The sequence below is a fragment of the Vibrio sp. OPT24 genome (assembly GCF_015163545.1).
GTDB classification, from domain to species: Bacteria; Pseudomonadota; Gammaproteobacteria; order Enterobacterales; family Vibrionaceae; genus Vibrio; species Vibrio cyclitrophicus.
Window position 1 is genome coordinate 103,568 of the sequence record NZ_JADDYI010000048.1, and the last position, 23,438, is coordinate 127,005.

23 protein-coding genes are annotated in these 23,438 nt (G+C 44.4%); 15 read left to right on the forward strand and 8 right to left on the reverse strand.

Translation table 11 applies throughout. The annotated features are described in order from the left end of the window. From IQO02_RS22155 to purF, 7 genes are all read left to right on the forward strand, one after another. Positions 1-1,763: FimV/HubP family polar landmark protein (locus IQO02_RS22155; RefSeq protein WP_322626533.1), on the forward strand; the 1,763-nt coding region annotated here is incomplete at its 5' end. 145 nt (positions 1,764-1,908) lie between these two features. Continuing rightward, the gene (gene truA, locus IQO02_RS10325) at positions 1,909-2,703 is read left to right on the forward strand and encodes a tRNA pseudouridine(38-40) synthase TruA (RefSeq protein WP_010436895.1); all 795 of its coding nucleotides are present in this window, start codon (positions 1,909-1,911) and stop codon (positions 2,701-2,703) included. Positions 2,704-2,879: 176 nt separating this feature from the next. Next, a complete protein-coding gene (gene accD / locus IQO02_RS10330) occupies positions 2,880-3,806 on the forward strand; it encodes an acetyl-CoA carboxylase, carboxyltransferase subunit beta (RefSeq protein WP_010436898.1) in 927 nt (308 codons plus the stop codon). A gap of 42 nt (positions 3,807-3,848) precedes the next feature. Continuing rightward, positions 3,849-5,111 carry a bifunctional tetrahydrofolate synthase/dihydrofolate synthase gene (folC, locus tag IQO02_RS10335; RefSeq protein WP_016767511.1) on the forward strand — a complete coding sequence of 421 codons (1,263 nt, stop codon included), beginning with the start codon at positions 3,849-3,851 and terminating at the stop codon, positions 5,109-5,111. After that, positions 5,112-5,687 (forward strand): SPOR domain-containing protein, encoded by a 576-nt coding sequence (locus tag IQO02_RS10340; RefSeq protein WP_010436902.1) that lies wholly within the window; start codon positions 5,112-5,114, stop codon positions 5,685-5,687. 61 nt (positions 5,688-5,748) lie between these two features. Beyond that, positions 5,749-6,240, forward strand: coding sequence for a CvpA family protein (locus IQO02_RS10345; RefSeq protein WP_009848678.1), 492 nt, complete (start codon positions 5,749-5,751; stop codon positions 6,238-6,240). Between the two features lie 33 nt (positions 6,241-6,273). Next, positions 6,274-7,788, forward strand: coding sequence for an amidophosphoribosyltransferase (gene purF, locus IQO02_RS10350; RefSeq protein ID WP_010436912.1), 1,515 nt, complete (start codon positions 6,274-6,276; stop codon positions 7,786-7,788). A gap of 198 nt (positions 7,789-7,986) precedes the next feature. On the opposite strand, the gene IQO02_RS10355 is transcribed toward purF, so the two are convergent. Further along, the gene (locus IQO02_RS10355; RefSeq protein WP_004734167.1) at positions 7,987-8,862 is read right to left on the reverse strand and encodes a LysR family transcriptional regulator; all 876 of its coding nucleotides are present in this window, start codon (positions 8,860-8,862) and stop codon (positions 7,987-7,989) included. Between the two features lie 228 nt (positions 8,863-9,090). Here IQO02_RS10355 and IQO02_RS10360 point away from each other — a divergent pair, with 228 nt between their 5' ends. From IQO02_RS10360 to recR, 7 genes are all read left to right on the forward strand, one after another. Further along, entirely contained in the window at positions 9,091-10,194 is a 1,104-nt protein-coding gene (locus tag IQO02_RS10360) for a response regulator (protein WP_010436916.1), read from the forward strand. Between the two features lie 148 nt (positions 10,195-10,342). Continuing rightward, positions 10,343-10,480: a hypothetical protein gene (locus IQO02_RS10365; protein WP_004734169.1), complete on the forward strand. Its 138-nt coding sequence runs from the start codon at positions 10,343-10,345 to the stop codon at positions 10,478-10,480. Between the two features lie 74 nt (positions 10,481-10,554). Beyond that, complete coding sequence (locus tag IQO02_RS10370; protein WP_029189203.1) at positions 10,555-10,926, forward strand: YbaN family protein; 372 nt, start codon at positions 10,555-10,557, stop codon at positions 10,924-10,926. A gap of 163 nt (positions 10,927-11,089) precedes the next feature. Further along, on the forward strand, positions 11,090-11,635 hold the full coding sequence (gene apt / locus IQO02_RS10375) for an adenine phosphoribosyltransferase (protein ID WP_010436920.1): 546 nt from the start codon (positions 11,090-11,092) through the stop codon (positions 11,633-11,635). An 18-nt stretch (positions 11,636-11,653) separates the two neighbouring features. Beyond that, positions 11,654-13,918, forward strand: a complete 2,265-nt coding sequence (dnaX, locus tag IQO02_RS10380) for a DNA polymerase III subunit gamma/tau (RefSeq protein WP_016792772.1) — start codon at positions 11,654-11,656, stop codon at positions 13,916-13,918. Positions 13,919-14,069: 151 nt separating this feature from the next. Next, positions 14,070-14,399: a YbaB/EbfC family nucleoid-associated protein gene (locus IQO02_RS10385; RefSeq protein WP_009848672.1), complete on the forward strand. Its 330-nt coding sequence runs from the start codon at positions 14,070-14,072 to the stop codon at positions 14,397-14,399. A gap of 78 nt (positions 14,400-14,477) precedes the next feature. Next, positions 14,478-15,077 carry a recombination mediator RecR gene (gene recR, locus IQO02_RS10390; RefSeq protein ID WP_010436925.1) on the forward strand — a complete coding sequence of 200 codons (600 nt, stop codon included), beginning with the start codon at positions 14,478-14,480 and terminating at the stop codon, positions 15,075-15,077. A gap of 95 nt (positions 15,078-15,172) precedes the next feature. Here recR and aqpZ read toward each other — a convergent pair whose 3' ends face one another. Together aqpZ and IQO02_RS10400 are read right to left on the reverse strand one after the other, a co-directional pair. Then, on the reverse strand, positions 15,173-15,862 hold the full coding sequence (aqpZ, locus tag IQO02_RS10395; RefSeq protein WP_016767513.1) for an aquaporin Z: 690 nt from the start codon (positions 15,860-15,862) through the stop codon (positions 15,173-15,175). 100 nt (positions 15,863-15,962) lie between these two features. Beyond that, positions 15,963-16,211: a YkgJ family cysteine cluster protein gene (locus IQO02_RS10400; RefSeq protein ID WP_010436940.1), complete on the reverse strand. Its 249-nt coding sequence runs from the start codon at positions 16,209-16,211 to the stop codon at positions 15,963-15,965. 159 nt (positions 16,212-16,370) lie between these two features. Here IQO02_RS10400 and IQO02_RS10405 point away from each other — a divergent pair, with 159 nt between their 5' ends. Further along, positions 16,371-16,808: a YcgN family cysteine cluster protein gene (locus tag IQO02_RS10405; RefSeq protein WP_016767514.1), complete on the forward strand. Its 438-nt coding sequence runs from the start codon at positions 16,371-16,373 to the stop codon at positions 16,806-16,808. A 138-nt stretch (positions 16,809-16,946) separates the two neighbouring features. Here the strand turns inward: IQO02_RS10405 and IQO02_RS10410 are convergent, their stop codons facing one another. The 5 genes from IQO02_RS10410 to rlmA form a co-directional block, all read right to left on the reverse strand. Further along, positions 16,947-18,524 carry an alkaline phosphatase gene (locus IQO02_RS10410; RefSeq protein ID WP_193838533.1) on the reverse strand — a complete coding sequence of 526 codons (1,578 nt, stop codon included), beginning with the start codon at positions 18,522-18,524 and terminating at the stop codon, positions 16,947-16,949. Between the two features lie 193 nt (positions 18,525-18,717). Next, positions 18,718-20,604, reverse strand: a complete 1,887-nt coding sequence (locus IQO02_RS10415) for a BCCT family transporter (protein ID WP_010437049.1) — start codon at positions 20,602-20,604, stop codon at positions 18,718-18,720. 175 nt (positions 20,605-20,779) lie between these two features. Further along, complete coding sequence (locus IQO02_RS10420) at positions 20,780-21,133, reverse strand: hypothetical protein (protein ID WP_010437053.1); 354 nt, start codon at positions 21,131-21,133, stop codon at positions 20,780-20,782. Positions 21,134-21,386: 253 nt separating this feature from the next. After that, on the reverse strand, positions 21,387-22,346 hold the full coding sequence (locus IQO02_RS10425) for a ChaN family lipoprotein (protein ID WP_193838534.1): 960 nt from the start codon (positions 22,344-22,346) through the stop codon (positions 21,387-21,389). A gap of 75 nt (positions 22,347-22,421) precedes the next feature. After that, positions 22,422-23,237, reverse strand: a complete 816-nt coding sequence (rlmA, locus tag IQO02_RS10430) for a 23S rRNA (guanine(745)-N(1))-methyltransferase (RefSeq protein ID WP_010437055.1) — start codon at positions 23,235-23,237, stop codon at positions 22,422-22,424. Positions 23,238-23,438: the final 201 nt, after the last annotated feature.

Sequence of the window (23,438 nt, forward strand, 5' to 3'; positions counted from 1 at the left end):
AGATCATTCCCAATGAATTTGGTGTACCAGAGGATGACGATTGGCTGATTGGAGAGGATACAATTAACGAAGGTGCATTGACGGAATCTGACGCGGAAGTAACATCGGAATCAGAAGCTCCTGTTGCTGACTCTCAACTCGACGCTGCACCTGAAAGCGGTGCTGTGCCTCAAACGGAAACCACACCACAAGTTGAATCTGTACCTCAAACTGAAACTACTTCCTCAGACAGCGAAGATGAGTTCTCTTTTGATGATTTCGAATTGCCTGAGTTCGGTGAAGAAGATGTATTGGCGGAAGCTGATGCTGAAGTCACACCAGAATTAGAAGCTCCTGTTGTTGACTCTCAACTCGATACTGAATTGCAACTAGACGCTGCACCGCAAATTGAATCTGCACCTCAAATAGAAGCTACACCATCAGACAGCGAAGAAGAGTTCTCTTTTGATGATTTTGAGCTTCCTGAGTTTGGCGAAGAAGATGCATTAGCGGAAGCTAACACTGAAATAACACCAGAACCAACAGCACCTGTTACTGATTCACAACCAACCGCAGAACCTCAAACCGAAGCTGCACCACAAACTGAAATGGCGAGATCAGATAGCGAAAAAGAGTTTTCGTTTGATGATTTTGAACTTCCAGAGTTTGGTGAAGAAGATGCGTTGGCGGAAGCAGTTAGTGAACCGGACGAAGCACAGTTAGAGCAAGACTTATCTGATGGTACAGAGACGTTCGAGTTCGATGACCTTGACCTTCCTGAGTACGATGAAGAGAGTGCCAAAGCGGATTCTGTTCTTGATGACATTGAACAAAGTAGTGACGAGCCAGTCGCTGAAGAACAAGGCGTAGAATTAGATGAATTTGATTTGCCGGAATACGGTGAAGATGAAGCTATATCAGATGCCTTTGCTGAAAAACCAACGCCGTTAACTTCTTTTAGCCCGCAAGGTGAAGAGCAAGACGCATTGCATGACTTGTTCTCTAATCCACAAAGCTTTAGTCAAGCTGATGATTTCTCTGATACAGAAGAACCTAAAGTTGAAGACTTTACTCAACCGATGACTTCTGCGGGTGAAGCACCAAGACAAGACTTAAACACAGCGTTGACTCAAGACGAGCCACTTGAAGGCTTTGATGATTTTGATGAAACAGCATTAGCTGAATTGCTTTCTGAAGATGTTCAAGACTCTGTCGACAACATGTTCAACAAACCACTGGATGCGACCTCAATTGATAGTGCAGGACTTGATATTGATGCCATGCTTGAAGTTGGCGGTGAAGATTGGAAAGGCTTTAACCTAGCGCCAGAGCAACAATCGAGCATGCATAATGATGTGCCTGATGATCAACAAGAGATTTGGGCGTCGGCTGAACAGCAAGCTGAACCGAAGATCAAAGAAGAGAATTGGGCTCAACAAGACAACCTAACCGAATCAGGCAACAGTCGTGATAAGCAGTACATGACGATTGATGAACTAATGGCTCAAGTAGAGCAAGAAGGTGAAGAAGTCATTAATCCAGACGATGAAGAGTTAAAATTGGACGTTGGCCTAAATGAATTCCCTGATGTCATTGGTGATATTGGTAATTTTGATGTGGACAGCAACGCTGAAGCTGCTGGTAAGCTTGATTTGGCTAAAATCTATATCGAGATGAGTGATCCTCATGGAGCTATTAAGCTCTTGGAAGAGGCGATAGTAGACGGCAGCGATGATATTCGCCGAGAGGCAAAGAACCTCATCGATACGTTAAACGGCCGATAAATTAAATCAAACATAAAGGGTAGCGTTGGCTACCCTTTACTTTAGGGCGCTGGTGATTGTTTATTGCAGTTTTAACTCCATCTCATTTGGGCTAACACTCATTTCCGTATATACTTCTCGGCCCATTTTCAAAGAGAACAAGAACATGAAAATTGCTTTAGGTATTGAATATAACGGTACCCACTACTTTGGTTGGCAGCGCCAACGAGACGTGAAAAGTGTCCAAGAAGAATTGGAAAAGGCTCTTTCAGTTGTCGCGAATCACCCGGTAGAAGTTATGTGCGCAGGTCGAACCGATGCTGGTGTTCACGGTACGGGGCAAGTCGTTCACTTTGAAACAAATGTCGATCGCAAAATGGTAGCGTGGACAATGGGCGCGAATGCCAATATGCCAAAAGATATTGCGGTTCGTTGGGCTACAGAAGTGAATGAAGATTTTCATGCTCGTTTCTCAGCAACAGCTCGTCGCTATCGTTACATTATCTTTAACCACGCATTACGCCCTGGCATTTTAAATTCAGGAGTGAGTCATTATCATGGTCACCTTGATGAGAAAAAAATGCACGAAGCGGGTCAGTACTTGCTTGGTGAAAATGACTTTACGTCGTTTAGAGCAACACATTGCCAATCTCGCAGTCCATGGCGAAACATGATTCACTTAAACGTGACTCGTCATGGACACTACATCGTGATCGATATTAAAGCGAATGCGTTTGTCCATCATATGGTGAGGAATATCACTGGTAGCTTAATTGCGGTAGGTAAAGGTGAGCAGAAACCAGAGTGGATCCAATGGCTTTTAGAAGCAAAAGATCGAAAAGTTGCAGGTGCGACCGCAAAAGCGGAAGGCTTGTATCTGGTAGATGTTGATTATCCTGAACATTTTGATCTACCAAGAGAGCCAATTGGCCCTCTATTTTTACCGGATGATTTGAACTAAATGTGAGACTTAGGTTCAAAAAATATTACGGTTTCGTGCGTAAAATAGTCACAGAAAATAGGTACAACCAGTTTTTTATCTACAGTCGCTGTTTTATGTGCTTTAATTCCCACGCATAATTCCCAAATTTATTTCTTTCGCAATCAAGCGGAAGAATCGAAACAAAAAGGTCTTCCATGAGTTGGCTTGAAAAGATTTTAGAAAAAAGCAACATCGTAACATCTCGTAAAGCGTCTATCCCTGAAGGGGTTTGGACTAAATGTACTTCTTGTGAGCAGGTTCTTTACCATGCTGAACTAGAGCGTAACCTAGAAGTATGTCCAAAATGTGACCATCACATGCGCATGAAGGCACGTCGCCGTCTGGATACATTCCTAGACAAAGGTGAGCGTGTTGAACTGGGCACTGATCTTGAGCCACAAGATAAACTTAAGTTTAAAGACTCTAAGCGCTACAAAGAACGTATCTCTGCTGCACAGAAAAACAGCGGTGAGACAGATGCATTAGTGGCAATGAAAGGCGAACTACTTGGTTTACCTATCGTAGCATGTGCGTTTGAATTCTCATTTATGGGTGGTTCAATGGGCTCTGTGGTAGGTGCACGTTTTGTGAAAGCTGTTGATGCAGCTATCGAAAACAATTGCGGCTTAGTGTGTTTCTCTGCAAGTGGTGGTGCTCGTATGCAAGAGGCGCTTATGTCTCTAATGCAAATGGCGAAAACCAGTGCTGCTCTTGAGCGCTTATCTGCGAAAGGCTTACCGTTTGTTTCAGTAATGACTGATCCAACAATGGGGGGTGTTTCTGCAAGTTTGGCCATGCTTGGTGATATCAATATTGGTGAGCCAAAAGCGCTTATCGGTTTTGCTGGACGTCGTGTAATTGAGCAAACGGTACGTGAAGACCTTCCTGAAGGTTTCCAACGCAGTGAGTTCTTACTAGACCACGGTGCTATCGACATGATCGTTGACCGTCGTGAAATGCGTCAGCGTGTTGCAAGCCTTGTTGCTAAAATGACCAACCAGCCTTCACCATTGGTAGTTTCTGTGAACGATTCACCGAATGAAGCTACTTATGAAGTACCAGAAGCGCCAGAAAAAGGGTAAAGTACCATCTAACAAACCTACTTAATCATGGTTATGAGTTAGATGAGTCAACAACCTATTCCTCAAGCCACATCCTCTTTGGAGATGTGGCTTGATTATTTATCAAACATCCACACAAGTGCTATTGATCTTGGTTTAGACCGAGTTCAAGCCGTCGCCTCTAAGGCAAAGCTCACCAAACCTGCTCAACACGTTATTACCGTTGCTGGAACCAATGGCAAAGGCTCAACGTGTGCTCTGATGGAAGCGATTCTGTTGGACGCTGGTTACTCAGTTGGTGTCTACAGTTCTCCTCACTTAATTCGCTATAACGAGCGTGTTCGTATTAACGGCCAAGATCTATCCAACGAAAAGATGGTTCAGTCTTTCGATTTCATTGAGAAAGAGCGTGGCGAAATCAGCCTTAGCTTTTTCGAATATGGTACGTTGGCGGCGTTACGCGCTTTTCAAACAGAAACGGTTGATGTTGTGTTATTGGAAGTGGGTCTAGGCGGGCGTCTAGATGCGACCAATATCGTTGAACATGATGTTTCTGTGATTACCAGTTTGGCTGTCGACCATGTTGATTGGTTGGGTGACGACATCAATGTGATTGGCTTTGAAAAAGCGGGTATCTATCGTAGTGGTAAACCTGCTATTTGTGGTCAACCCAAGCCACCTGCGACGGTTGCTGCGCACGCTGATGACATTAAGGCTGAGTTCTATCAAGTGGGTATTCAATATGCTTATGATGTAGATGGTGATGTGTGGAATTGGCGCAGTGGTGCATTTCAATTGGAATCACTGCCTATTCCAAGCCTACCATTACCTAATGCAGCAACAGCATTAATGGCACTAGGTACTTCAGATCTGACTATTAGCGATGTTAACGTGGTGAACGGTTTGAAGAATGCTCAGCTCCCGGGACGCATGCAGCAAATTAGTGAACACCCCGTGATTGTGCTTGATGTCGCGCATAATCCGCATTCGGCCGAATATTTTGCACAGCAAGTTGAGAAGACGTACGCAGGAAAAAACTTACACGTTGTTGTCGCTATGCTTCATGACAAAGATATCCCCGCGACATTGGAAGTATTAGCGCCGATGACAACACATTGGTACCCAGCTTCACTGCAAGGCCCACGAGCTGCAACGGCGGCGGAATTGTGTCAAAGCTTACCTGAAGGTATAAAGCAGCATACAACTCCTGTTGCGGCGTTTGAAGCGGCTTTAGCTTCGGCTCAAGGTGATGATGTTGTGTTGGTGGTCGGTTCTTTCCATACCGTTGGTGAAGTGTTGGAGCACTGGCAGAAAAAAGGAAACTAAATGGCAAGTAAATTCCAAAGCCGATTAGTCGGCACCATCATTTTAGTGGCCATTGGCGTGATTGTATTGCCCGATGTGCTTGATGGTAAGAAGCTCCACTACAAAGAAGAGTTTGCAAGCATTCCGATTAAACCTGAGCTTGATAGTAATGTTGAGGTTTTTGAAGTGCTCGACCCTGTTGAAGATCAGATTGCATTACCGGATTCTCCGGTTGAGCAAGTGGTTGAAAGTGGCGGTGCTGATAAATCCGATACGCAAATGGCGTCGACTTCAAACAATAAAGAAGCAGACAAAGTGGCAGTCGTGGTGAAACCTGTACCAGAAAAAAATGAATACCAAGACAGTGCTTGGCTTATTCAATTAATGGCTTTGAAGAATGCTGACAACGCAAAAAATGTTGTTAAGGATTTACAAAAGCGTGGTTACCAGGCTCACACCAAACAAGAAAAAACTTTTACGCGAGTAATTATTGGCCCGGATGTCTCTAAATCCAAACTTGAGCGACAAATTAAGGAATTAGAAAAAATTACGGGTTCAAAAGGCCAATTGCTCAAATTTAAACCGTTAAATCCATAAGAAAACGTTTGCGTCAGCATTTTTTCTGTTAAAATGCGCGCCAACTTAAGATGAAGAATTCATGAATTGGTTAGATTTTGTCATTTTAGGCGTGATCGGCTTCTCTGCCGTGATCAGTTTAGTTCGCGGTTTCGCTAAAGAAGCGTTGTCACTTGTTATTTGGTTTGGAGCATTTTTTATTGCTAGCCAGTACTACGCTAAATTAGCCATGTACTTCACCAATATCGAAGATGAGATGTTTCGAAACGGAACTGCGATAGCAGCATTGTTTGTTGCGACGTTAGTTGTTGGTGCCTTAGTTAACTATGTCATCGGTCAACTAGTTCAGAAAACAGGCCTGTCGGGTACAGACAGAATCCTCGGTGTCGTCTTTGGTGGCTTACGTGGTGTTTTGATTGTTTCTGCAGTGTTGTTTTTCATGGATGCGTTTACTGCATTCCCAAGTTCTGAGTGGTGGAAGAATTCGCAATTGGTTCCGGAGTTTAGTCGAATCATTGCGCCGTTCTTCGAGCATTTACAAGCAACATCTAGTTTCTTATCTGGCGCGCTTTAGCGCCAGTTAATGTCGAAAATCGAGGATTAGGACATGTGTGGTATTGTTGGAATCGTGGGTTCAACACCTGTAAACCAGTCTATTTATGACGCTTTAACGGTATTGCAGCATCGTGGCCAAGATGCCGCTGGTATTTGTACCATAGAAAGCAATCGTTTCCGTCTGCGTAAGGCGAACGGTTTAGTAAAAGATGTTTTTGAAGCAAAACACATGCAGCGCTTACAAGGTGAAGTGGGTATTGGTCACGTTCGCTATCCTACAGCGGGCAGTTCAAGTGCTTCTGAAGCTCAGCCTTTCTACGTAAACTCTCCTTTTGGCATCACGTTGGCGCACAACGGTAACCTAACGAACGCAAATGAAGTTCGTGCGAAATTATTCGAGAAAGACCGTCGTCATGTGAATACAACCTCTGATTCTGAAGTTCTACTGAATGTATTAGCTCATGAGATCGATACCGTTAAAGGTAACGTGACTTCAGAAGACGTTTTCCGCGCAGTAGCGAACGTGCACCGCACTATTCGTGGTGCTTACGCCGTAACGGCAATGATTATCGGCCACGGCATGATCGCATTCCGTGACCCACATGGCATCCGTCCGCTGTGTCTTGGTAAGCGTGAAGTTAATGGTAAAACAGAGTATATGGTTGCGTCTGAGTCAGTAGCGTTAGACGCTGTTGGTTTTGACTTTATGCGTGACGTTGCTCCTGGTGAAGCTATCTACGCAACATTCGACGGTGATCTTTTCACTAAGCAATGTGCAGATAACCCACAGTTAAATCCATGTATCTTTGAGTTTGTTTACTTTGCTCGTCCTGACTCGTTCATCGATAAAATCTCAGTTTACAGCGCGCGCGTTGAGATGGGTGAGATGCTAGGTAAACGTATTAAGGAAGAGTACGCAGACCTAGACATTGACGTGGTAATTCCAATTCCAGAAACATCGAATGATATCGCGTTGCGAATCGCTCAAGCGATTAACAAGCCATACCGTCAAGGTTTCGTGAAAAACCGCTACGTTGGCCGCACGTTCATCATGCCTGGTCAGCAACAGCGTAAGAAGTCAGTTCGTCGTAAGCTCAACGCTATTCGTTCTGAGTTCAAAGATAAGAACGTTCTACTGGTTGATGATTCTATTGTTCGTGGTACGACATCAGAGCAGATCATTGAGATGGCTCGTGATTCAGGCGCAAACAAAGTTTACATGGTTTCAGCCGCTCCAGAAGTACGCTTCCCTAACGTTTACGGCATCGATATGCCAAGCGCGACAGAGCTGATTGCTCATGGTCGTGATAATGAAACGATTTGTAAGCAGATTGGCGCAGACGCTTTGATTTTCCAAACACTACCAGACCTTATTTCTGCAGTCGGCATGGGTAATCAAGACATCTCTCGTTTCGATACTTCAGTATTCAACGGTGAGTATGTTACGGGCGATATTGACCAAGCGTACCTAGACTTCCTAGATTCTTTGCGTAATGACGACTCAAAGGTTCAACGTGAAATCCAGCAAGACTTAGCGAACTTAGAGCTACATAACGAAGGCGCTTAGTTTCTCGTTAGCAACAGATCACTTTTGTTAGTGGTAAAGCACTTTCGTAAGCAGTAAAGCGATTCCATTATTAATAAAGTGTGTTCGCTAACAATCAAGTGTTTTCACTAATAACGAACCACAGTGTTGTTAGCGGGCTAAAAAGAAAAACCAGAGCATCAGCTCTGGTTTTTTTGTTTGCGGGGAATGGGATTAGTATTAATGAATGTGGTATGCGATCACAAAATCAATAAACAATCTAACCTTCTCAGGTAAATGGTCTTTGTGGTTATAAAGCATGTAAATATCACGAGGGTTAGCGCTCCAGTCTTCTAAGACTTGTACTAAGCTGCCGTCTTCAATGTATTCACGGATCATGACATCAGGCATTAGGGTGATACCTAGGCCTTCAGAACACGCTTGTCTGACAACATTCAATGCATTGGCGTTGAAACGACCTTTCTCGCTATTAACGACGGTCTCTTCATTCGAATTACTCAGCTGCCACTTAATCAATGGGTAGCCTTTGAGCAACGAATGGTTTGCCAACTCTTCAGCGTGACTTGGTGCAGGGTTCTTAGCCAAGTAATCAGGGCTTGCGATAAGAATATCTTTCACTTCGCTGATTTTTCTCGCGATTAAGCTTGAGTCACGTTGCGGACCGACTCTGAAAATTACGTCCCACTCCGTTGGGTCAAGCTGATCGGCTTGGTTGTTCATCATCAGCTCAATATTGATATCAGGGTATTGAGTCATGAATTCACTGAACATCGGCATCATCATGCGCTTAGTCAGGTTGGAGGGAGCGGTAATACGGATCTTCCCTGAAGCACCTTTACACACATCAGTGAGCTCTTCTGCAGTAGAAGACAGACGTTGCAGTAACGGAGAGCACTCATTGAAAAAACGTTCGCCAGCCTCTGTCAAAGAGAGTTTACGCGCGTGTCTATTGAGAAGCCTTAGGTTTAAAGAGTCTTCTAAGGCTTGGATGCGTCGTGTGATGGTCGCAACCGGAATCATAGTTTTGCGTGATGTTGCGGTGTAGCTTCCATTTTCAACGACAAGTCGAAAGAGGTTTAAATCATCTAATTTCATAAATCCAGACACATTTGTTTACAATCTCATCTAATTTATACGTAACAGTGAGATCAATGTTTGCGTTACGTCAACTCGTTGCACTATTTACAAGTATTCCAACCCTCGTCACGAATTACCAGTAAAGAGTGCAAATTTGTGTATTTAGCATTTTATTACTAAGTTTTATATTAGTTCTTGGAACAGATAACAATAATAATTCGACTTAGTTTTGTGAGGTTAAAGATTATGTACAAAACTTACAGTCAGCCAGTAATGACCTCGGCTCAGGAGATGATCAACCAAAAATGTGTCATGTTGGTTGATGATGACCCCATTTTTCGCCGTATAACCAGCGCGTATTTAGATGCGATTGGTTATAAAGTGGTTGAGGCTGAGAATGGACTGGATGCTTTGCAAAAGCTTAGGGATTCAGCACCAGATTTAATTGTGTGTGACTTATCAATGCCAATTTTGGATGGCATCGAGCTTGTAGAAGAGCTCAGCTTAGAGTATCCATCATTGCCTATGATTGTTGTGTCAGCGACAGACGACATGTCAGATGTCGCTAAAGCATTGCGATTTGGCATTAAAGACTTTTTAGCTAAACCGTTAGAGGATCACGCCCATTTAGGTAGCGCGATAGCTAATACACTCAAAGACTCGTTTGACAATATTTCAGACCAACGAGACTTTTCGAGCCAATGGTTTTCGGTAGATGACGGAGGAGAAATCCCTGAAGATCAAGAATTACATTGGCACTTGAATTACTTGCAAGACAACCCTAGTGCAGCAAAAGATCTATTGCATGCGCTACTTCCGGAAAAAGATACACGACAAGGAGCGTGGCGCTGTAGTTATCGATTGTTGCAATCAACAGAAATGATGCCACTTGTGTTTGATTACGCGTGGCTGATGAACGGGCAGTTTGCTTTTTATCTCGTTGATTCGTCTTCTTCTGATAATGGAGGCTCCGCGACGACCTTACTGGTGAGAGCTCTATTCCACGATTACATCAGGAATAGAAAAGATTTTAATGTTGACCTCAAAGATATTGCTGAGGTTTTGGAGAAAGGGATTCATTGCTCTAAGTGCGCTACGCCAGTTGATGCTTTGTTTGGTGTGGCTAATCTTGCTGAAGGGACTATCTCTATCTTACCTGCGGGTTTAGATGGGCGGTGGTCAAACGGTGAGGTGAATCAACACATTGCTGCAGGTGAGCGTTTAGGTGAAAACTGTAAGAAGAATTTTATTACAAGGGATCTGCCGATTGAAAAAGGGTGCCAGTTGTCAATGAGCTTACTGGGATCGGCAAGTTTTAGCTTAGACATACACCAAGGGTCTACTGATTAACCCTATATTTCCTCGGTTTTTGTGAATAATTGATTAAGGTATAGTTGCGCAAATGGTGTGGCTATGCCTTTTTTGTTAAATGTTGATTTAGCAAAGAGGGTTTGGTTCGCCACACACTTACCTTTACTAACAAAAACAAGAAGTAATCATGGCAGATAACAAAGACTTTCAAGACCCGTTTAATGTATTCTACTTTCTAGGATTTTTAGCCGCATTTTTAGCGATCCCATTATTACCAGCAACCCTTACGTTGATTCGAGTATTCAATGGTTACGCAACATTCTAGTGAAGCTATCTTAGATAAACTAATATAGTTAACTCAAGGAGGCCACAATTAGCGTTCGAGTTTTAAGCCTCAATATTGCTGGTGGCCTTTGTATATTTCTCGCAGTTCTAGGGATAGTTTTGCCCGTTCTGCCAACCACTCCTTTTCTCCTTCTTGCCAGCGCCTGCTTCATGCGAAGCAATCCGAAAGTTCATAAATGGATGCATGAGCACAAAACGCTGGGCCCTTTACTGAACAATTGGTATCAATACGGTGCCGTTACCAAACAAGTTAAAACGCGTGGCGTATTCTTTATCTTGTTGAGTTTTGCGTTATCCATCTACTTTGCTCCTATCATTTGGGTCAAGGCTTTCCTAATTTGCGTACTTGTTATTCTTCTCACATGGTTTATGCGACTTCCAACTCATGAGTTGGTTGCTGACAGCAAAGAAAATCACTACCATTAAGCCAGTGTGCCTGCTTATTTAGCGGGCGTTTATTATTTCAGCAATGAAAGTTATGACTCTCGTTGCAATGAATACCAATCGTACCTTTCCTTGGTTTCGTGCGTTAACTTGTTTGATTCGTTAACGAGAGTTTGGAAAGTGGCCTAATGAAGTGCATAAGATTATGAACACAGAAAAAATCTCTCTGATCAAAGCTAGCATCAAAAGTATCCCTGATTACCCTAAAGCAGGTATTTTGTTCCGTGACGTGACAAGCTTGATGGAAGATCCTGCAGCTTACAAAGCGACTATCGACCTGCTGGCGGAAACATACAAGGATATGGGCTTTACTAAGATTGTTGGTACTGAAGCTCGTGGTTTCCTATTTGGTGCGCCTTTGGCACTTGAGCTTGGTGTTGGTTTTATCCCTGTTCGTAAACCGGGTAAACTGCCTCGCGAAACAGTGGCACAATCTTATGAGCTAGAGTACGGCACAGATACATTAGAAATCCATACCGACGCTATCGTTGAAGGCGATAAAGTACTGATGGTCGATGACTTGCTTGCAACTGGCGGTACGATTGAAGCAACAACAAAGTTGATTCGTCAGCTTGGTGGTGTGGTAGAGCATGCTGCATTTGTAATTAACCTTCCAGAAATCGGTGGTGACAAGCGCTTAAAAGGCCTAGGTCTAGAAGTGTTTAGCATCTGCGAATTCGACGGTCATTAATCCTTTTCGGAATTATTCATGAGCTATCTTGCGTTAGCGCGAAAATGGCGACCAACCAAATTTAAAGAAGTGGTTGGTCAAGCCCATGTTTTAACAGCATTAGAGAATGCCCTTAGCCAGAATAGGTTGCACCATGCGTACTTGTTCAGCGGTACACGAGGTGTCGGTAAGACAACCATCGGTCGTTTGTTTGCTAAGGGCCTCAACTGTGAAACAGGCATTACCTCAACACCTTGTGGTGAATGCCCAACCTGTAAAGAGATCGATGAAGGTCGTTTTGTTGACCTGCTCGAGATTGATGCGGCATCACGAACAAAGGTAGAAGATACCCGCGAGCTTCTGGACAATGTTCAGTACAAGCCTGCACGTGGTCGCTTCAAGGTTTACCTTATCGATGAAGTACACATGCTTTCTAGGCACAGTTTCAACGCACTTCTAAAAACTTTAGAAGAACCGCCTGAATATGTGAAATTCTTGCTCGCAACGACAGATCCACAGAAGCTTCCAGTGACTATTTTGTCGCGTTGTCTGCAATTCCACCTTAAGCCGATCAGCGTGGATAACATTCATGAGCAGCTTGATCATATTCTAGAGCAAGAGAGCGTAACTTCTGAGTCTCGTGCGCTTGGAATGATTGCGCATGCGGCCGATGGCAGTATGCGTGACGCTCTTAGTCTAACAGATCAAGCGATTGCATTAGGCAATGGCAATGTAGTGACAGACACTGTTGCTCATATGCTCGGGACACTTGATACCGACCAAGCGATTCATCTTCTTGAAGCGATTAGCAGTAAACAGCCACAATTAGCGATGGCTTGCATTCAAGCTCTTGCTGAAAATGGCGTTGAGTGGGATGGATTGCTGAGTCAACTTGCGACTCAACTACACCGTTTGGCGATGTATCAAGCTCTGCCGTCTACTTTAGATAAGGCTCAGCCTGATGCCGAAAGGCTGGAACTGCTGAGCAAAGCGTTAAGCCCTCAAGACATCCAACTCTACTACCAGATAGTGCTGAAAGGTCGTGAAGACTTGCCATTATCGCCAACCGCTCGTGTTGGTATTGAGATGGTGGTTCTGCGTATGTTGGCATTCAGACCTGCTGAACAAACTGTTGCTACGGCTATCTCGACTGAGTCGACTAGCCCAGCGCCTGCTCCTGCAGCTCAGAATCCGGTTCAGAGTGTTGCTCAGCCAGTGAGTCAAGCTGCGCCAATGGCAGCTCCGAGACAGTCAGCTCAGGCTCCAGCGGTTTCACAGCCTCAAGTGCCTCAGCAAGCTCCTATTCAGCAGCCGGTGCAACAACAACCGCCGCAGAATCAGAACCAATATTCAGATTCGCAAGGTTACGCTGATCATTCAGGCAACCAAGGTTATCCAGAACAGGATTACCCGCACAGTCAGTATGACGCTCCACCTGCTTATGATGAACGTCCTAGCTACGGTGCGGAGCAGGCGATGAGTCCCATGACTCAGCAAACGAATTACCAGAATCAAGAGCAGCCAAATGTTGCTCCCGTTGCACCTTCTTTTTCACCAGCTTCGCAAGAGCAACCAGCGCGTGCAACTTCGCCTGTGAGTGGTTTACGTCACCAATTGCGTTCTCAACGTAGAGGTGGTGCAGCAACAGATAACAAAGGTTCAGCGCCAAAAAAGGCTAAAGCGACACCAGCTAAAACTTCAGTTCTTGACCGAGTTGCTCAGCAACACGGTGGTTCTGAGCGGGTGTCGCCAGCTTCTTTATCAGCCTCTTCTACAGAAAATGTTGCCAATGATAATGAACCTTATCGCTGGAAACCGTCTAAACCTGTAGTGAAAGAGGTGAGTAAAGAGCTTACACCCACTCAGATCAAGCGCGCGTTAGAGCACATTAAGACACCAGAAATGGTTGATAAATTGCTGCAAGAATCTATTGCTCAAGATGAATGGTCCGCCACGATTCAAAAGCTGGAAACAGCAAAGCTTGTTGAACAGTTAGCATTGAACTCAGTGTTTGCTAAAAATGGCACATCAATCACCTTAACGTTAAGATCGAGCCAAGCTCACCTGAATACGGATCGAGCACAGAGTGAGTTGTTACAGTCTCTCAATACCGTGCTCGGAGAAGAGTGTCATTTGAGTGTGGAAATCGGTGACGGTGGAGAAACACCTCTCGAATTAAGAGAAAGATTGTACCAAGGTAAGTTGAAAGACGCGTTTACCGCTTTGGAAAACGATGCCAATGTACAGTTTATTGAGAGGCGTTTTGCTGCTGAGCTCGACAGAGACAGTGTTCGCCCTATATAGAGCTTTTTCACGTTTAGTGACCTGCGTATCATCCTAGATAAGCAAATCTGAGAACTGAACCTCGAGGGGTTGAATCACTGTGGTTTAACCCCCATTTAAGCACCAAAGCTTAATAAATTTTAATAAACCAATTAGACCAGAGAGTATTAACATGTTTGGTAAAGGCGGTATGGGCAACATGATGAAGCAAGCCCAGCAAATGCAAGAGCGCATGCAAAAGCTTCAAGAAGAAATCGCGAATATGGAAGTTACAGGTGAGTCAGGTGCTGGCCTTGTAAAAGTAACCATCACTGGTAGCCACAGCGTTCGCCGTGTTGATATCGATGAAAGCCTAATGGAAGACGATAAAGAGATGCTTGAAGATCTTATCGCTGCTGCTTTCAACGACGCGGCTCGTCGTGTTGAAGAGACTCAAAAAGAGAAAATGGCTGGCGTAACTGGTGGGATGCAACTTCCACCAGGTATGAAGATGCCTTTCTAAGTAACTTATTCTTTAAAGTTAATTCAAGTGGTGGTTTGTGTTGAACAAGTCACCGTTTGAAAATCAGAACGGTTAACTATGCGTACCAGTCATATGCTGGAGCATTTGATGGAGGCCTTACGTTGTCTACCTGGGGTTGGTCCCAAGTCGGCGCAGCGTATGGCCTTTCATTTGTTACAGCGCGATAGAAAAGGCGGCCTACAGTTGGCTGATGCTCTTAGCCAGGCAATGACAGAAATTGGTCATTGTAATGAGTGCCGTACTTTTACTGAAGAAGATACCTGCCATATTTGTACCAACCCTAAACGTCAGGAAAATGGTCAAATCTGTGTAGTAGAGAGCCCTGCAGACATTGCAGCAATTGAAGCAACTGGCCAATATTCAGGCCGTTACTTTGTGTTGATGGGCCACCTTTCGCCACTTGATGGGATTGGTCCAAGTGATATTGGCCTCGATGTTTTGGATTACCGCTTACGTCGTGGTGATATCACAGAGGTTATTCTCGCGACCAACCCAACGGTTGAAGGCGAAGCAACGGCCCATTACATTGCTGAGCTATGCAATGCCCATGAAGTGAACGCAAGTCGAATCGCCCATGGTGTTCCCGTTGGTGGTGAGCTAGAGCTGGTGGATGGCACCACGCTTTCGCACTCCTTACTCGGTCGTCATAAGATATAAAAAAGCCGCTTGGTGAATAATCACTAAGCGGCTTTTTCTTCTTTTGTTATAAAGCTTTGTCCTTGAACGTGTCTATTCTAAAACCTTTCAAACGATTAATCAGAGCCGCGCACGGCTTTGTAAATCGCAGCGCCAATCACGGCACCAATAATCGGTGCAATCCAGAATAGCCATAATTGCGAAACAGCCCAGTCTCCAACAAATACGGCTACACCAGTACTTCGAGCAGGATTCACAGAGGTATTAGTGACGGGGATACTGATAAGGTGGATCAAGGTTAAACAAAGACCAATCGCGATAGGTGCAAATCCAGCCGGTGCTTTTGAATCGGTTGCCCCCATGATCACGAATAGGAACACCATGGTCATGACCACTTCACACACGAGTGCTGCGGTTAGCGAATAGTCACCCGGTGAGTGTTCACCGTAACCATTCGAAGCAAAGCCTGATGAGACAACGTCAAAACCTGCTTGGCCAGAAGCAATCACAAATAGCACGCCGCCCGCGATAATACCGCCAATCACTTGGGCAATAATATAAGGCGCAACATCTTTGCCATCAAAGCGACCACCACTCCATAGGCCGATGGTGACAGCAGGGTTGAGGTGGCAACCGGATATATGACCAATAGCGAAAGCCATAGTGAGTACGGTTAAACCAAAGGCAAGGGAAACTCCGAGTAGGCCAATTCCCACATCAGGGAAAGCCGCGGCTAAGACGGCACTACCACAACCGCCCAACACCAACCAAAACGTACCAAACATTTCTGCGATATACCTATTCATAACGATCCTTATTAATCTGTACCAGTATCAACAAGATAGTTTAGATTTCGTAACTTTGTGAAATCTTGAGCATATAGAAGGCAGAAAAGGGCAGATGCGCTTAGGTAATCGCTTCTAATTCGATCAGGTTATCAAGGGCTTCTTGGTCGGTCTTGCCACAAATGACAGGGCAGGCTTTGAATTGGTGGCACACCTTAGGGCGCGAAGATAGACCAAACAGCTTACAAAGATTTTGCTCATTTAATTGAATGCATCGCACGCCCGCAGGCTTGCCATTGGGCATTCCAGGAATAGCTGATGTAATACTTGGAGCGACACAACATGCTCCACAACCTAAACGACATTCCATCAAATTAAACTCACTAAATAGCAGGGGGCGCGATAGTAGCAAAAAATGATGAGAGTGACAGCTGTTGATTGAATCAAAGAATGAACAATGATTATCCTTGAACTTTTTATGGGCTAGCGGTATAACACGCACCCCAGTAAATGAGTAAGAAGTAATCCTATGACGAATCCATTTTGGCAAGAAAAAACACTAGAACAGATGACAGAGCAAGAGTGGGAATCACTGTGTGATGGTTGTGGTAAGTGTTGCCTGCATAAACTAATGGATGAAGATAGCGATGAAGTTTACTACACCAATGTGGCGTGTAGCTGGTTAAACGACAAAACATGTTCGTGTAAAGACTACCCGAACCGTTTCACTTCTGGTGAAGAGTGCTTGAAGCTGACTCGTGACAAGATCGACGAGTTTCACTGGCTACCAGATACTTGTGCTTATCGCCTTTTATCAGAATCTAAGCCTATTCCTGAATGGCACCCATTGATCACGGGATCAAAAACAGAGATGCATGCAGCAGGCGAAAGTGTTCGTAATAAAGTGGTGTATGAAATTGATGTTGTCGATTGGGAAGACCACATTTTAAACCACCCGAACCGTTAGTTATTCTAAAAACAGCCGCTTTTGAGCGGCTGTTTTGCGTCGCCTAAATTTAAAACTTACTTAATTACTTAACTTAAAGGCTTAAAACAAAAAACGCCCCGGAGGGCGCTAAAGTTAAACGAGCAAAAAAGATTCAGGCTAGTTTACTTGTTGTTTAATGTACTCACCCAATTCTGAGTGGTGCATGATTTTCGAAACCGGCAGTATTTTCTCAGCAGGGCCCCAAGCAAACACGTTCACAGGTGTGTGAGTATGTGTACCTGTACCCCAAACAATGTTTTGACCCGTTGCTTGTTCACGAGCAAGCAGGTTGCCACGGTCGTTATATGGGAAGAATGCATCGAAATCGTTGATAGCAGGTACTTCTTCTGCTGACAAGTATTTGTGCTGAGCCAATCGGTATGGGTTCGGCTTACTGGCTAATACGTTTTTCGCTTGTTCCGCTGTAATAGGGAACTCACTGTTTTTGTTGACTATTTCGGCCAGTTTTTCAGATGTTTGCTGTGCTTTATCTAGCTTTTGAAATTCGCTGATCATGCCGTAGTAGCTTTGCTTCTGATTGTATAGACCATCAAGAATATCGAATGCGCCAAAGTTAAAGTTGGGTGCATAGTCGCGATCAGCGAAGGCTTCGCCAGAACGTTTCTGTGGTTTTGGTAAGTCGTTAGAAGAGTAGCTGAAACCGAAAGATCCTGTTTCGTGGTCTGCGGTCACAATCACGATCGTGTCTTCACGATCTTTTGCCCATTCATACACAGTTTGGATCGCTTCATCAAACTTGAGCAGTTCATGCAGCATCGTGCCGGCATCGTTACTGTGACCCGCCCAATCGATTTGGCCACCTTCAACCATTAGGAAAAAGCCATCTTCATCTTTGGATAGGATGTTGAGCGCTTTTTTTGTCATCTCTTTCAGGCTTGGCTGAGTTCGTTCGCTACTCTTTTTCTTGTTGCTGTAAGCGATGCCATCATCCATGCCTGAGTAGGCGAATAGGCCAAGTAGTTTATCGCCCTTAGCGTCGTCTAGCATGTTGCGATTAAACACCAGTTGGTAGCCGTCTTTCTCTGCTTCAGTCAGCAGGTTACGGTCGTCTTTACGCTTCGATTTGAGATAAACATCACCTTGAGTCAGTTTCTCAAGTTGCTTATAGGTTTCACCTTTGTCGTTGGTCGATTTAGGAATCCAATGACGTAGCCCTCCAGAGAGCATCACATCAGCGCCCGTTGCTAACATATCAGATGCAATTTGATTCTCTAAAGAACGGTGAGGTTGGTGAGCGGCGAAAGAAGCCGGGGTCGCGTGAGTTAAGCGTGTGTCGGACACTAAGCCGGTCGCTTTGCCTGCTTTTTTCGCTTTCTCAAGTACGGTCTCAACATGGTTACCCTGTGAATCGATACCGATCACTTCTGAACCGCTGTAGATACCCGTTGCAAGCATGGTCGCAGAGCAAGCTGAATCCACTACGATTGCGTCTTTCGGATGCGTTAGGGATGAACCAATAACCCCTTCTTGAGCAAGTTGATAAATGGCCGTTTTGTTCCCTTTATAGATGGAATTTGGCGCTTGGTTTGCGTAGGTTTCCAATAAGCCAACTTGCTGAGGACCCATGCCGTCGCCGATCATCAGAATGACATTTTTGATTTCTGCTGAAAGTACGTTGAATGAGAGTGTAGAGGTTACCACTGCGGTAACAATTGGTTTCATAAAGTGATTCATTAGTTATCCCTTTTTATATAAGCGGGATGATTAGAACACCGATTTATGTCAAAGTCGTTTCATATTTGTTTCATCAACATGAAAGTGAGCAATAACTCAAGTTTTTAGAAAAACATAAAAAAAGGCTCACATTTCTGTGAGCCTTGGTCTTATTTAGGAGCGTCCAGATTAACGGACGATGTCATGGCTAATGTCAAGCAAGCGGCAGTTCTGCAACCACCTGGTTGAACGCGACTCGAGCTTTTTGAGCTTGCTCAGATAACTCTACTTTCTTCGCTTGAGCTGTACTTAAGTCGTTTTCAGCCTGCTCAAGAGCTTGTTGTAGATTTTCTGGAAGTTCATGTGTTTCCATTTGCGCACCTTGTTCAAGAACATAAGCACGAATTTCTTTCTTAACATCCGCTAGCGCTTTGTAAGCTTCACGTTCATGTTCAGCTGCCTCTTGTGCGGCATCTTTCTCTTTTTCAAACTGTGCTAATGCCATACCTTCTGCCGACCATGGATCCATGTCTGGTAGTTCTTCGATGTTAATCGTTGGTTCGATGTACGCGTCTTGATGACGTAGATCTAGGCTAGTGGCTCGAACGGCTGAAATCATCAACATCACAGAGATCGCTAGTAGTGGTAAACCACCTACGATTGCTGCGGTTTGTAGTGTACTTAACCCCCCCAAGAACATCAGGATTGTTGGTAAGAACGAAAGTGTAAATGCCCAGAACATACGGTTCCAACGCATCGGCTCTTCTGTCACGTTGTTCTGAACTACAGAAGCCAGAATATAAGAGATAGAATCAAAGGTTGTCGCAGTGAAAATGATACATAGCAGTGTGAATACTGCGATCACCAATGTGCTCATTGGCAGTTGTGCCAGCATCGAGAAGATCGCTTTAGTTGCGCCTTCTTCGTTCAAGATAGCAACGACATCGAGCTCACCAGACAACTGTAGAGATAAACCGTAGTTACCTAAGATCATGAAGAATAAGAAACAGCCTAATGAACCAAAGAAGATTGAGCCTGACACCATTTGTTTAATGGTTCTGCCACGAGAGATTCGTGCAACAAATAGGCCCATACTCGGTGCGAAAACTAGCCACCATGCCCAATAGAAAATGGTCCAATCTTGTGGGAAGTGCGTGTTTTCAAAGGTTCCGTAACCACCAAATGGTTCCGCCCATGTTGCCATCACGAAAAAGTTAGACAGTAGGCGACCAATTGAATCTAGGCCTGTTTCCAGCATGAAAATCGTAGGGCCAGCAATCAGAACGAAAGCCAATAGCCCCATCGCACCCCAGAAGTTGATGTTGCTGAGGATCTTGATGCCTTTTTCTAAACCCGCATAAGATGAGTACGCAAAAATAGCAGTACAAACCAGAAGTACCATCACTTGAGTTAGGTTGTTTTTAGGCAGACCGAATAGGTGGTTAAGGCCTTCAGTGATAAGAGGAGCTGCTAAACCTAAAGTTGTGGCTGCGCCGCCTAATAGACCGAAAATGAATAGGATATCGACGATCTTTCCCGGTACGCCCTTACTACGGTGTTCACCAAGAACGGGCATTAGAGCGCTAGAGATTTTTAGAACAGGTTGTTTACGAACATAGAAGAAGTAAGCAATAGGAATCGCAGGGATCAAGTAGATAGACCATGCGATTGGTCCCCAGTGGAACAGACCATAAGTCGCTGCCCAACGAACGGCTTCCTCACTGCCTGGCTCCAGTTGGAAAGGAGGTGATTGATAGTAATAAGCCCACTCAATACAGCCCCAGTACAAGATACTTGCACCGATACCACCACAGAACAGCATTGCTGCCCATGATGCTGTTTTAAATTCTGGCTCTTCGTCCGCTTCGCCAAGTTTGATTTGTCCCATATCGCTGAAGACAACATAAACCATGAACGCACACGCTGCTAGGCCAAGCGCTAAATATAGAAAGCCGAGTTGATCGGTCATAAAAGTTTTAGCTACCGCAATCCAGTCTGCTCCTTGAGTAGGGAACATAATCAGCGGGAAGACGATCGTGAGTAGGAGTGCTATCGCACCAAAAAAGGTCGGCTTGTCAATAAGCTCAAAAGTGTTTTTCACGAGTATTATTCCATTAAAATGAGAGCGGAATTATGGAGTGAACTCGTTTTTTAGGACAAATCAGGTCTGTTGTCGTGACGACAAATCACTTTTTACAATAGAAAAGACTCTATGCAAAGGGGCAATGCAAGAGATGCAGCGTAAGGGATGGGATACAGTGGAGAACGATAAAGTGTTAGACCAGAGCGAGAAGGATTCCACCAACGGTTGCCGCTGCGGACAAATATTGCCCAGCTGAATACGAACCGTCGTCTTCTTCTTCGATCTTGTCTGGGTGATCCATACCTAGAGCGCCATGAGCAAATGATTCAACCTTATCGGTAACGGTTTCATTCTCTGCTTCAATTTTTTTTGCTTCTTTATCGATTTCTTTCAGGGCAGATAAGAGCGCTTTGCCTTCATTAGAAAGCTTAACAGTGTTTTGTTCAACCTTAAGAGGCGCGGGCTTTTCAGCTTCACTGTTTTTACTCTGTGAGTTCATTTGCGAAGGTGAATATAGCTGGGTATTACTCGTTCCTACCGGCGTCATATAGCTCTCCTTACCTATCCTTAAATATAGTATCGGCAGAGGTGTGAAAAACTTGTGCATTTAATCACCATGGTGATGTTTTTTTATTCGCACATTACATTTTCATCTGCTTAATCAAAACTGCTTGGTAATTAAGCAATTCCTATGCCGATATCAATATTTATCTTAGGGCGCGATTGAACAAGCTTTTAGTTTGCCAGACTTGTAGCATGCCAGACCTAAACTTGGATAAGATTAAGTCTGGATAGCGAGTTTAGTCGCACTTGAGATCGGATCCGCGCTTAGATAGGTGCTTGTATGCCTTCATTCGGTTCTCTTTCTTAACAAAACGAGCCGGTGGAGAAAGCACTTTTAGTTGGTAGTCACTGCTATTCGATGAGATTTCTTCAACTGGACTGATGATGGCAATTTTCAAATCAGGGTTACGACGTAGAATCGACGCTGCAGTGCCTAAACCACCTTCGGTGTGGAATTTACCAGCCACATGGATCACCTGTTGTTCAGGGTTTGATGCTAGGTAATCCACAATCGATTCAGCCATAGTTTCGTCCCAGGTTACCTGAGCGGAAAATTGCTTTTCTGTTTGCTCTGGTGTGCCGTGATGCATTGAAGCCATGAACTTTTCTTTGTAAGGGCTATCGCCAGTATCGACTTCTGAAGCAATCCATTGGCGTTGTTCCGTCGTTAGCTGATCTAGATAGGATAATCCTTTACGGCCGATACACTGTACAAAGGGTTTTGGTGCGTTTGCCGCAATGATATCGACATCGTTGGCTTTTGCGAATTCAACCAGCGCACGATAATCACTTTCGTAATTTGGCCAAGCAGCGGCTTGAGACATAAGAACTTGTTCGCCAATCTCACCGTTTAGATATTGGTTTAATGTGTCTTGATGCTCTCGAGTGAATTGTTCCATTGATAACGCAATGTTTGGCGTAGCGTTTCGACGCACTTTTAGGAAATGGGTTTGGAAGCGATGGATAGCAGAGTGAGTGTGCCATTCTCCAATAAGAACGACGTCAGCTTCTGTCAGTTGCTTGGGTAACGCATCGAGGGAAAGTGTTTTACCTTGTGGGGAAGCAAACTGATAATCATAAAATGTGAAAACGGTTTTTGTTTGCGTGTTAGCCACTGTTTGAGAAGTGTTGTTTGAAGGTTGAATAGCACAAGCTGTAAGCAGGGTAGCTAATCCGATAAGAATAATACGTTGCATGAAATGCCTCCTTGAAGAACACGCATACTAAAGGAGGCAAGATGAGATTTCAATGCAAACGATAATCAATATCAATTAAATTTGTTTGCGGTACACTCTCAACATAAAGTCAGCTTCACAGTTGAATTGCTCTGCATCGGTGAGTTGTCGTTTAAACTCTTCACTCGCTTTCCAAGCAAATGGCGTCATCTGTAGCAGGTCGAATGCATCTGACCCCGATAGTTCCATCATATAGTTTAGTTGTTCTTGGTGTTCAAGCGTAAAACCTTCGATCACTTCTGGATCTTCGTCATGTAAGCGAACGCCATCATAAATTGCATCACGCAGTTGATACAGGTGTCGGTTAGCGGGTGTCACGGTGATCACCACACCATTATCTTTGATGGTGCGTTGCAGCTCTTCAGCCTTGCAAGGCGCGTAAATGCGTAGAATGCCGTCTAAGCTGTTTTCAGCAAAGGGTAGGCGATGGCTTGATGCAACCGAGAAGTCGACTGCAGGGTAGCGTTTAGCCGCGTATTTGATAGCGATCTTAGAAATGTCTAGGCCAAAAGTAGCACCATTCTTTTCTTTTAGGTTTACCGCAATTTCGTTGGTGTAATAACCTTCGCCACAACCAATATCCAATAGGGCAGGTGCCTCTGCTGGTAGATAATGAGAACACAATGTCACCACCGCTTGGCGCATTGGGTCATAGTGGTTGCCTTCAAGGAAGCGGCGACGAGCCTGCATCATCTCTTTGTTGTCACCTGGATCTTTTGAGCGTTTGTGGTGAGCTGGCATCAAATTGACATAGCCTTCTTTCGCTAGGTCGAACTGATGGTTCTTTTCACACTTAAACGTACGATCGTTTTGAGATAAAGGTTGGTGACACAAAGGGCATTGGTAAGTCATTGCGAACTCGAGGTAGATATCTTAAGGGCGAAATTTTAACAGGAAGCAAAGAGGGGCGCTAGCGTAAACGAGGTTGCCTTAAATAAGTAGAGCCAACGAGGTGTTGGCTCTATATGAAGTTATTGAGTTCACGCAGCGATATGTGAACTCAAGCTATTTACTAAAGTTATTAACCAAGGCTAATCACTAAGTCTTTAGTTA

Bases quoted from the DNA above. Each gene is read 5' to 3' on its own strand.
- truA (WP_010436895.1), top strand. From the start codon at position 1,909: ATGAAAATTGCTTTAGGTATTGAATATAACGGTACCCACTACTTTGGT.
- accD (WP_010436898.1), top strand. From the start codon at position 2,880: ATGAGTTGGCTTGAAAAGATTTTAGAAAAAAGCAACATCGTAACATCT.
- folC (WP_016767511.1), top strand. From the start codon at position 3,849: ATGAGTCAACAACCTATTCCTCAAGCCACATCCTCTTTGGAGATGTGG.
- IQO02_RS10340 (WP_010436902.1), top strand. From the start codon at position 5,112: ATGGCAAGTAAATTCCAAAGCCGATTAGTCGGCACCATCATTTTAGTG.
- IQO02_RS10345 (WP_009848678.1), top strand. From the start codon at position 5,749: ATGAATTGGTTAGATTTTGTCATTTTAGGCGTGATCGGCTTCTCTGCC.
- purF (WP_010436912.1), top strand. From the start codon at position 6,274: ATGTGTGGTATTGTTGGAATCGTGGGTTCAACACCTGTAAACCAGTCT.
- IQO02_RS10355 (WP_004734167.1), bottom strand. From the start codon at position 8,862: ATGAAATTAGATGATTTAAACCTCTTTCGACTTGTCGTTGAAAATGGA.
- IQO02_RS10360 (WP_010436916.1), top strand. From the start codon at position 9,091: ATGTACAAAACTTACAGTCAGCCAGTAATGACCTCGGCTCAGGAGATG.
- IQO02_RS10365 (WP_004734169.1), top strand. From the start codon at position 10,343: ATGGCAGATAACAAAGACTTTCAAGACCCGTTTAATGTATTCTACTTT.
- apt (WP_010436920.1), top strand. From the start codon at position 11,090: ATGAACACAGAAAAAATCTCTCTGATCAAAGCTAGCATCAAAAGTATC.
- dnaX (WP_016792772.1), top strand. From the start codon at position 11,654: ATGAGCTATCTTGCGTTAGCGCGAAAATGGCGACCAACCAAATTTAAA.
- IQO02_RS10385 (WP_009848672.1), top strand. From the start codon at position 14,070: ATGTTTGGTAAAGGCGGTATGGGCAACATGATGAAGCAAGCCCAGCAA.
- recR (WP_010436925.1), top strand. From the start codon at position 14,478: ATGCGTACCAGTCATATGCTGGAGCATTTGATGGAGGCCTTACGTTGT.
- aqpZ (WP_016767513.1), bottom strand. From the start codon at position 15,862: ATGAATAGGTATATCGCAGAAATGTTTGGTACGTTTTGGTTGGTGTTG.
- IQO02_RS10400 (WP_010436940.1), bottom strand. From the start codon at position 16,211: ATGGAATGTCGTTTAGGTTGTGGAGCATGTTGTGTCGCTCCAAGTATT.
- IQO02_RS10405 (WP_016767514.1), top strand. From the start codon at position 16,371: ATGACGAATCCATTTTGGCAAGAAAAAACACTAGAACAGATGACAGAG.
- IQO02_RS10410 (WP_193838533.1), bottom strand. From the start codon at position 18,524: ATGAATCACTTTATGAAACCAATTGTTACCGCAGTGGTAACCTCTACA.
- IQO02_RS10420 (WP_010437053.1), bottom strand. From the start codon at position 21,133: ATGACGCCGGTAGGAACGAGTAATACCCAGCTATATTCACCTTCGCAA.
- IQO02_RS10425 (WP_193838534.1), bottom strand. From the start codon at position 22,346: ATGCAACGTATTATTCTTATCGGATTAGCTACCCTGCTTACAGCTTGT.
- rlmA (WP_010437055.1), bottom strand. From the start codon at position 23,237: ATGACTTACCAATGCCCTTTGTGTCACCAACCTTTATCTCAAAACGAT.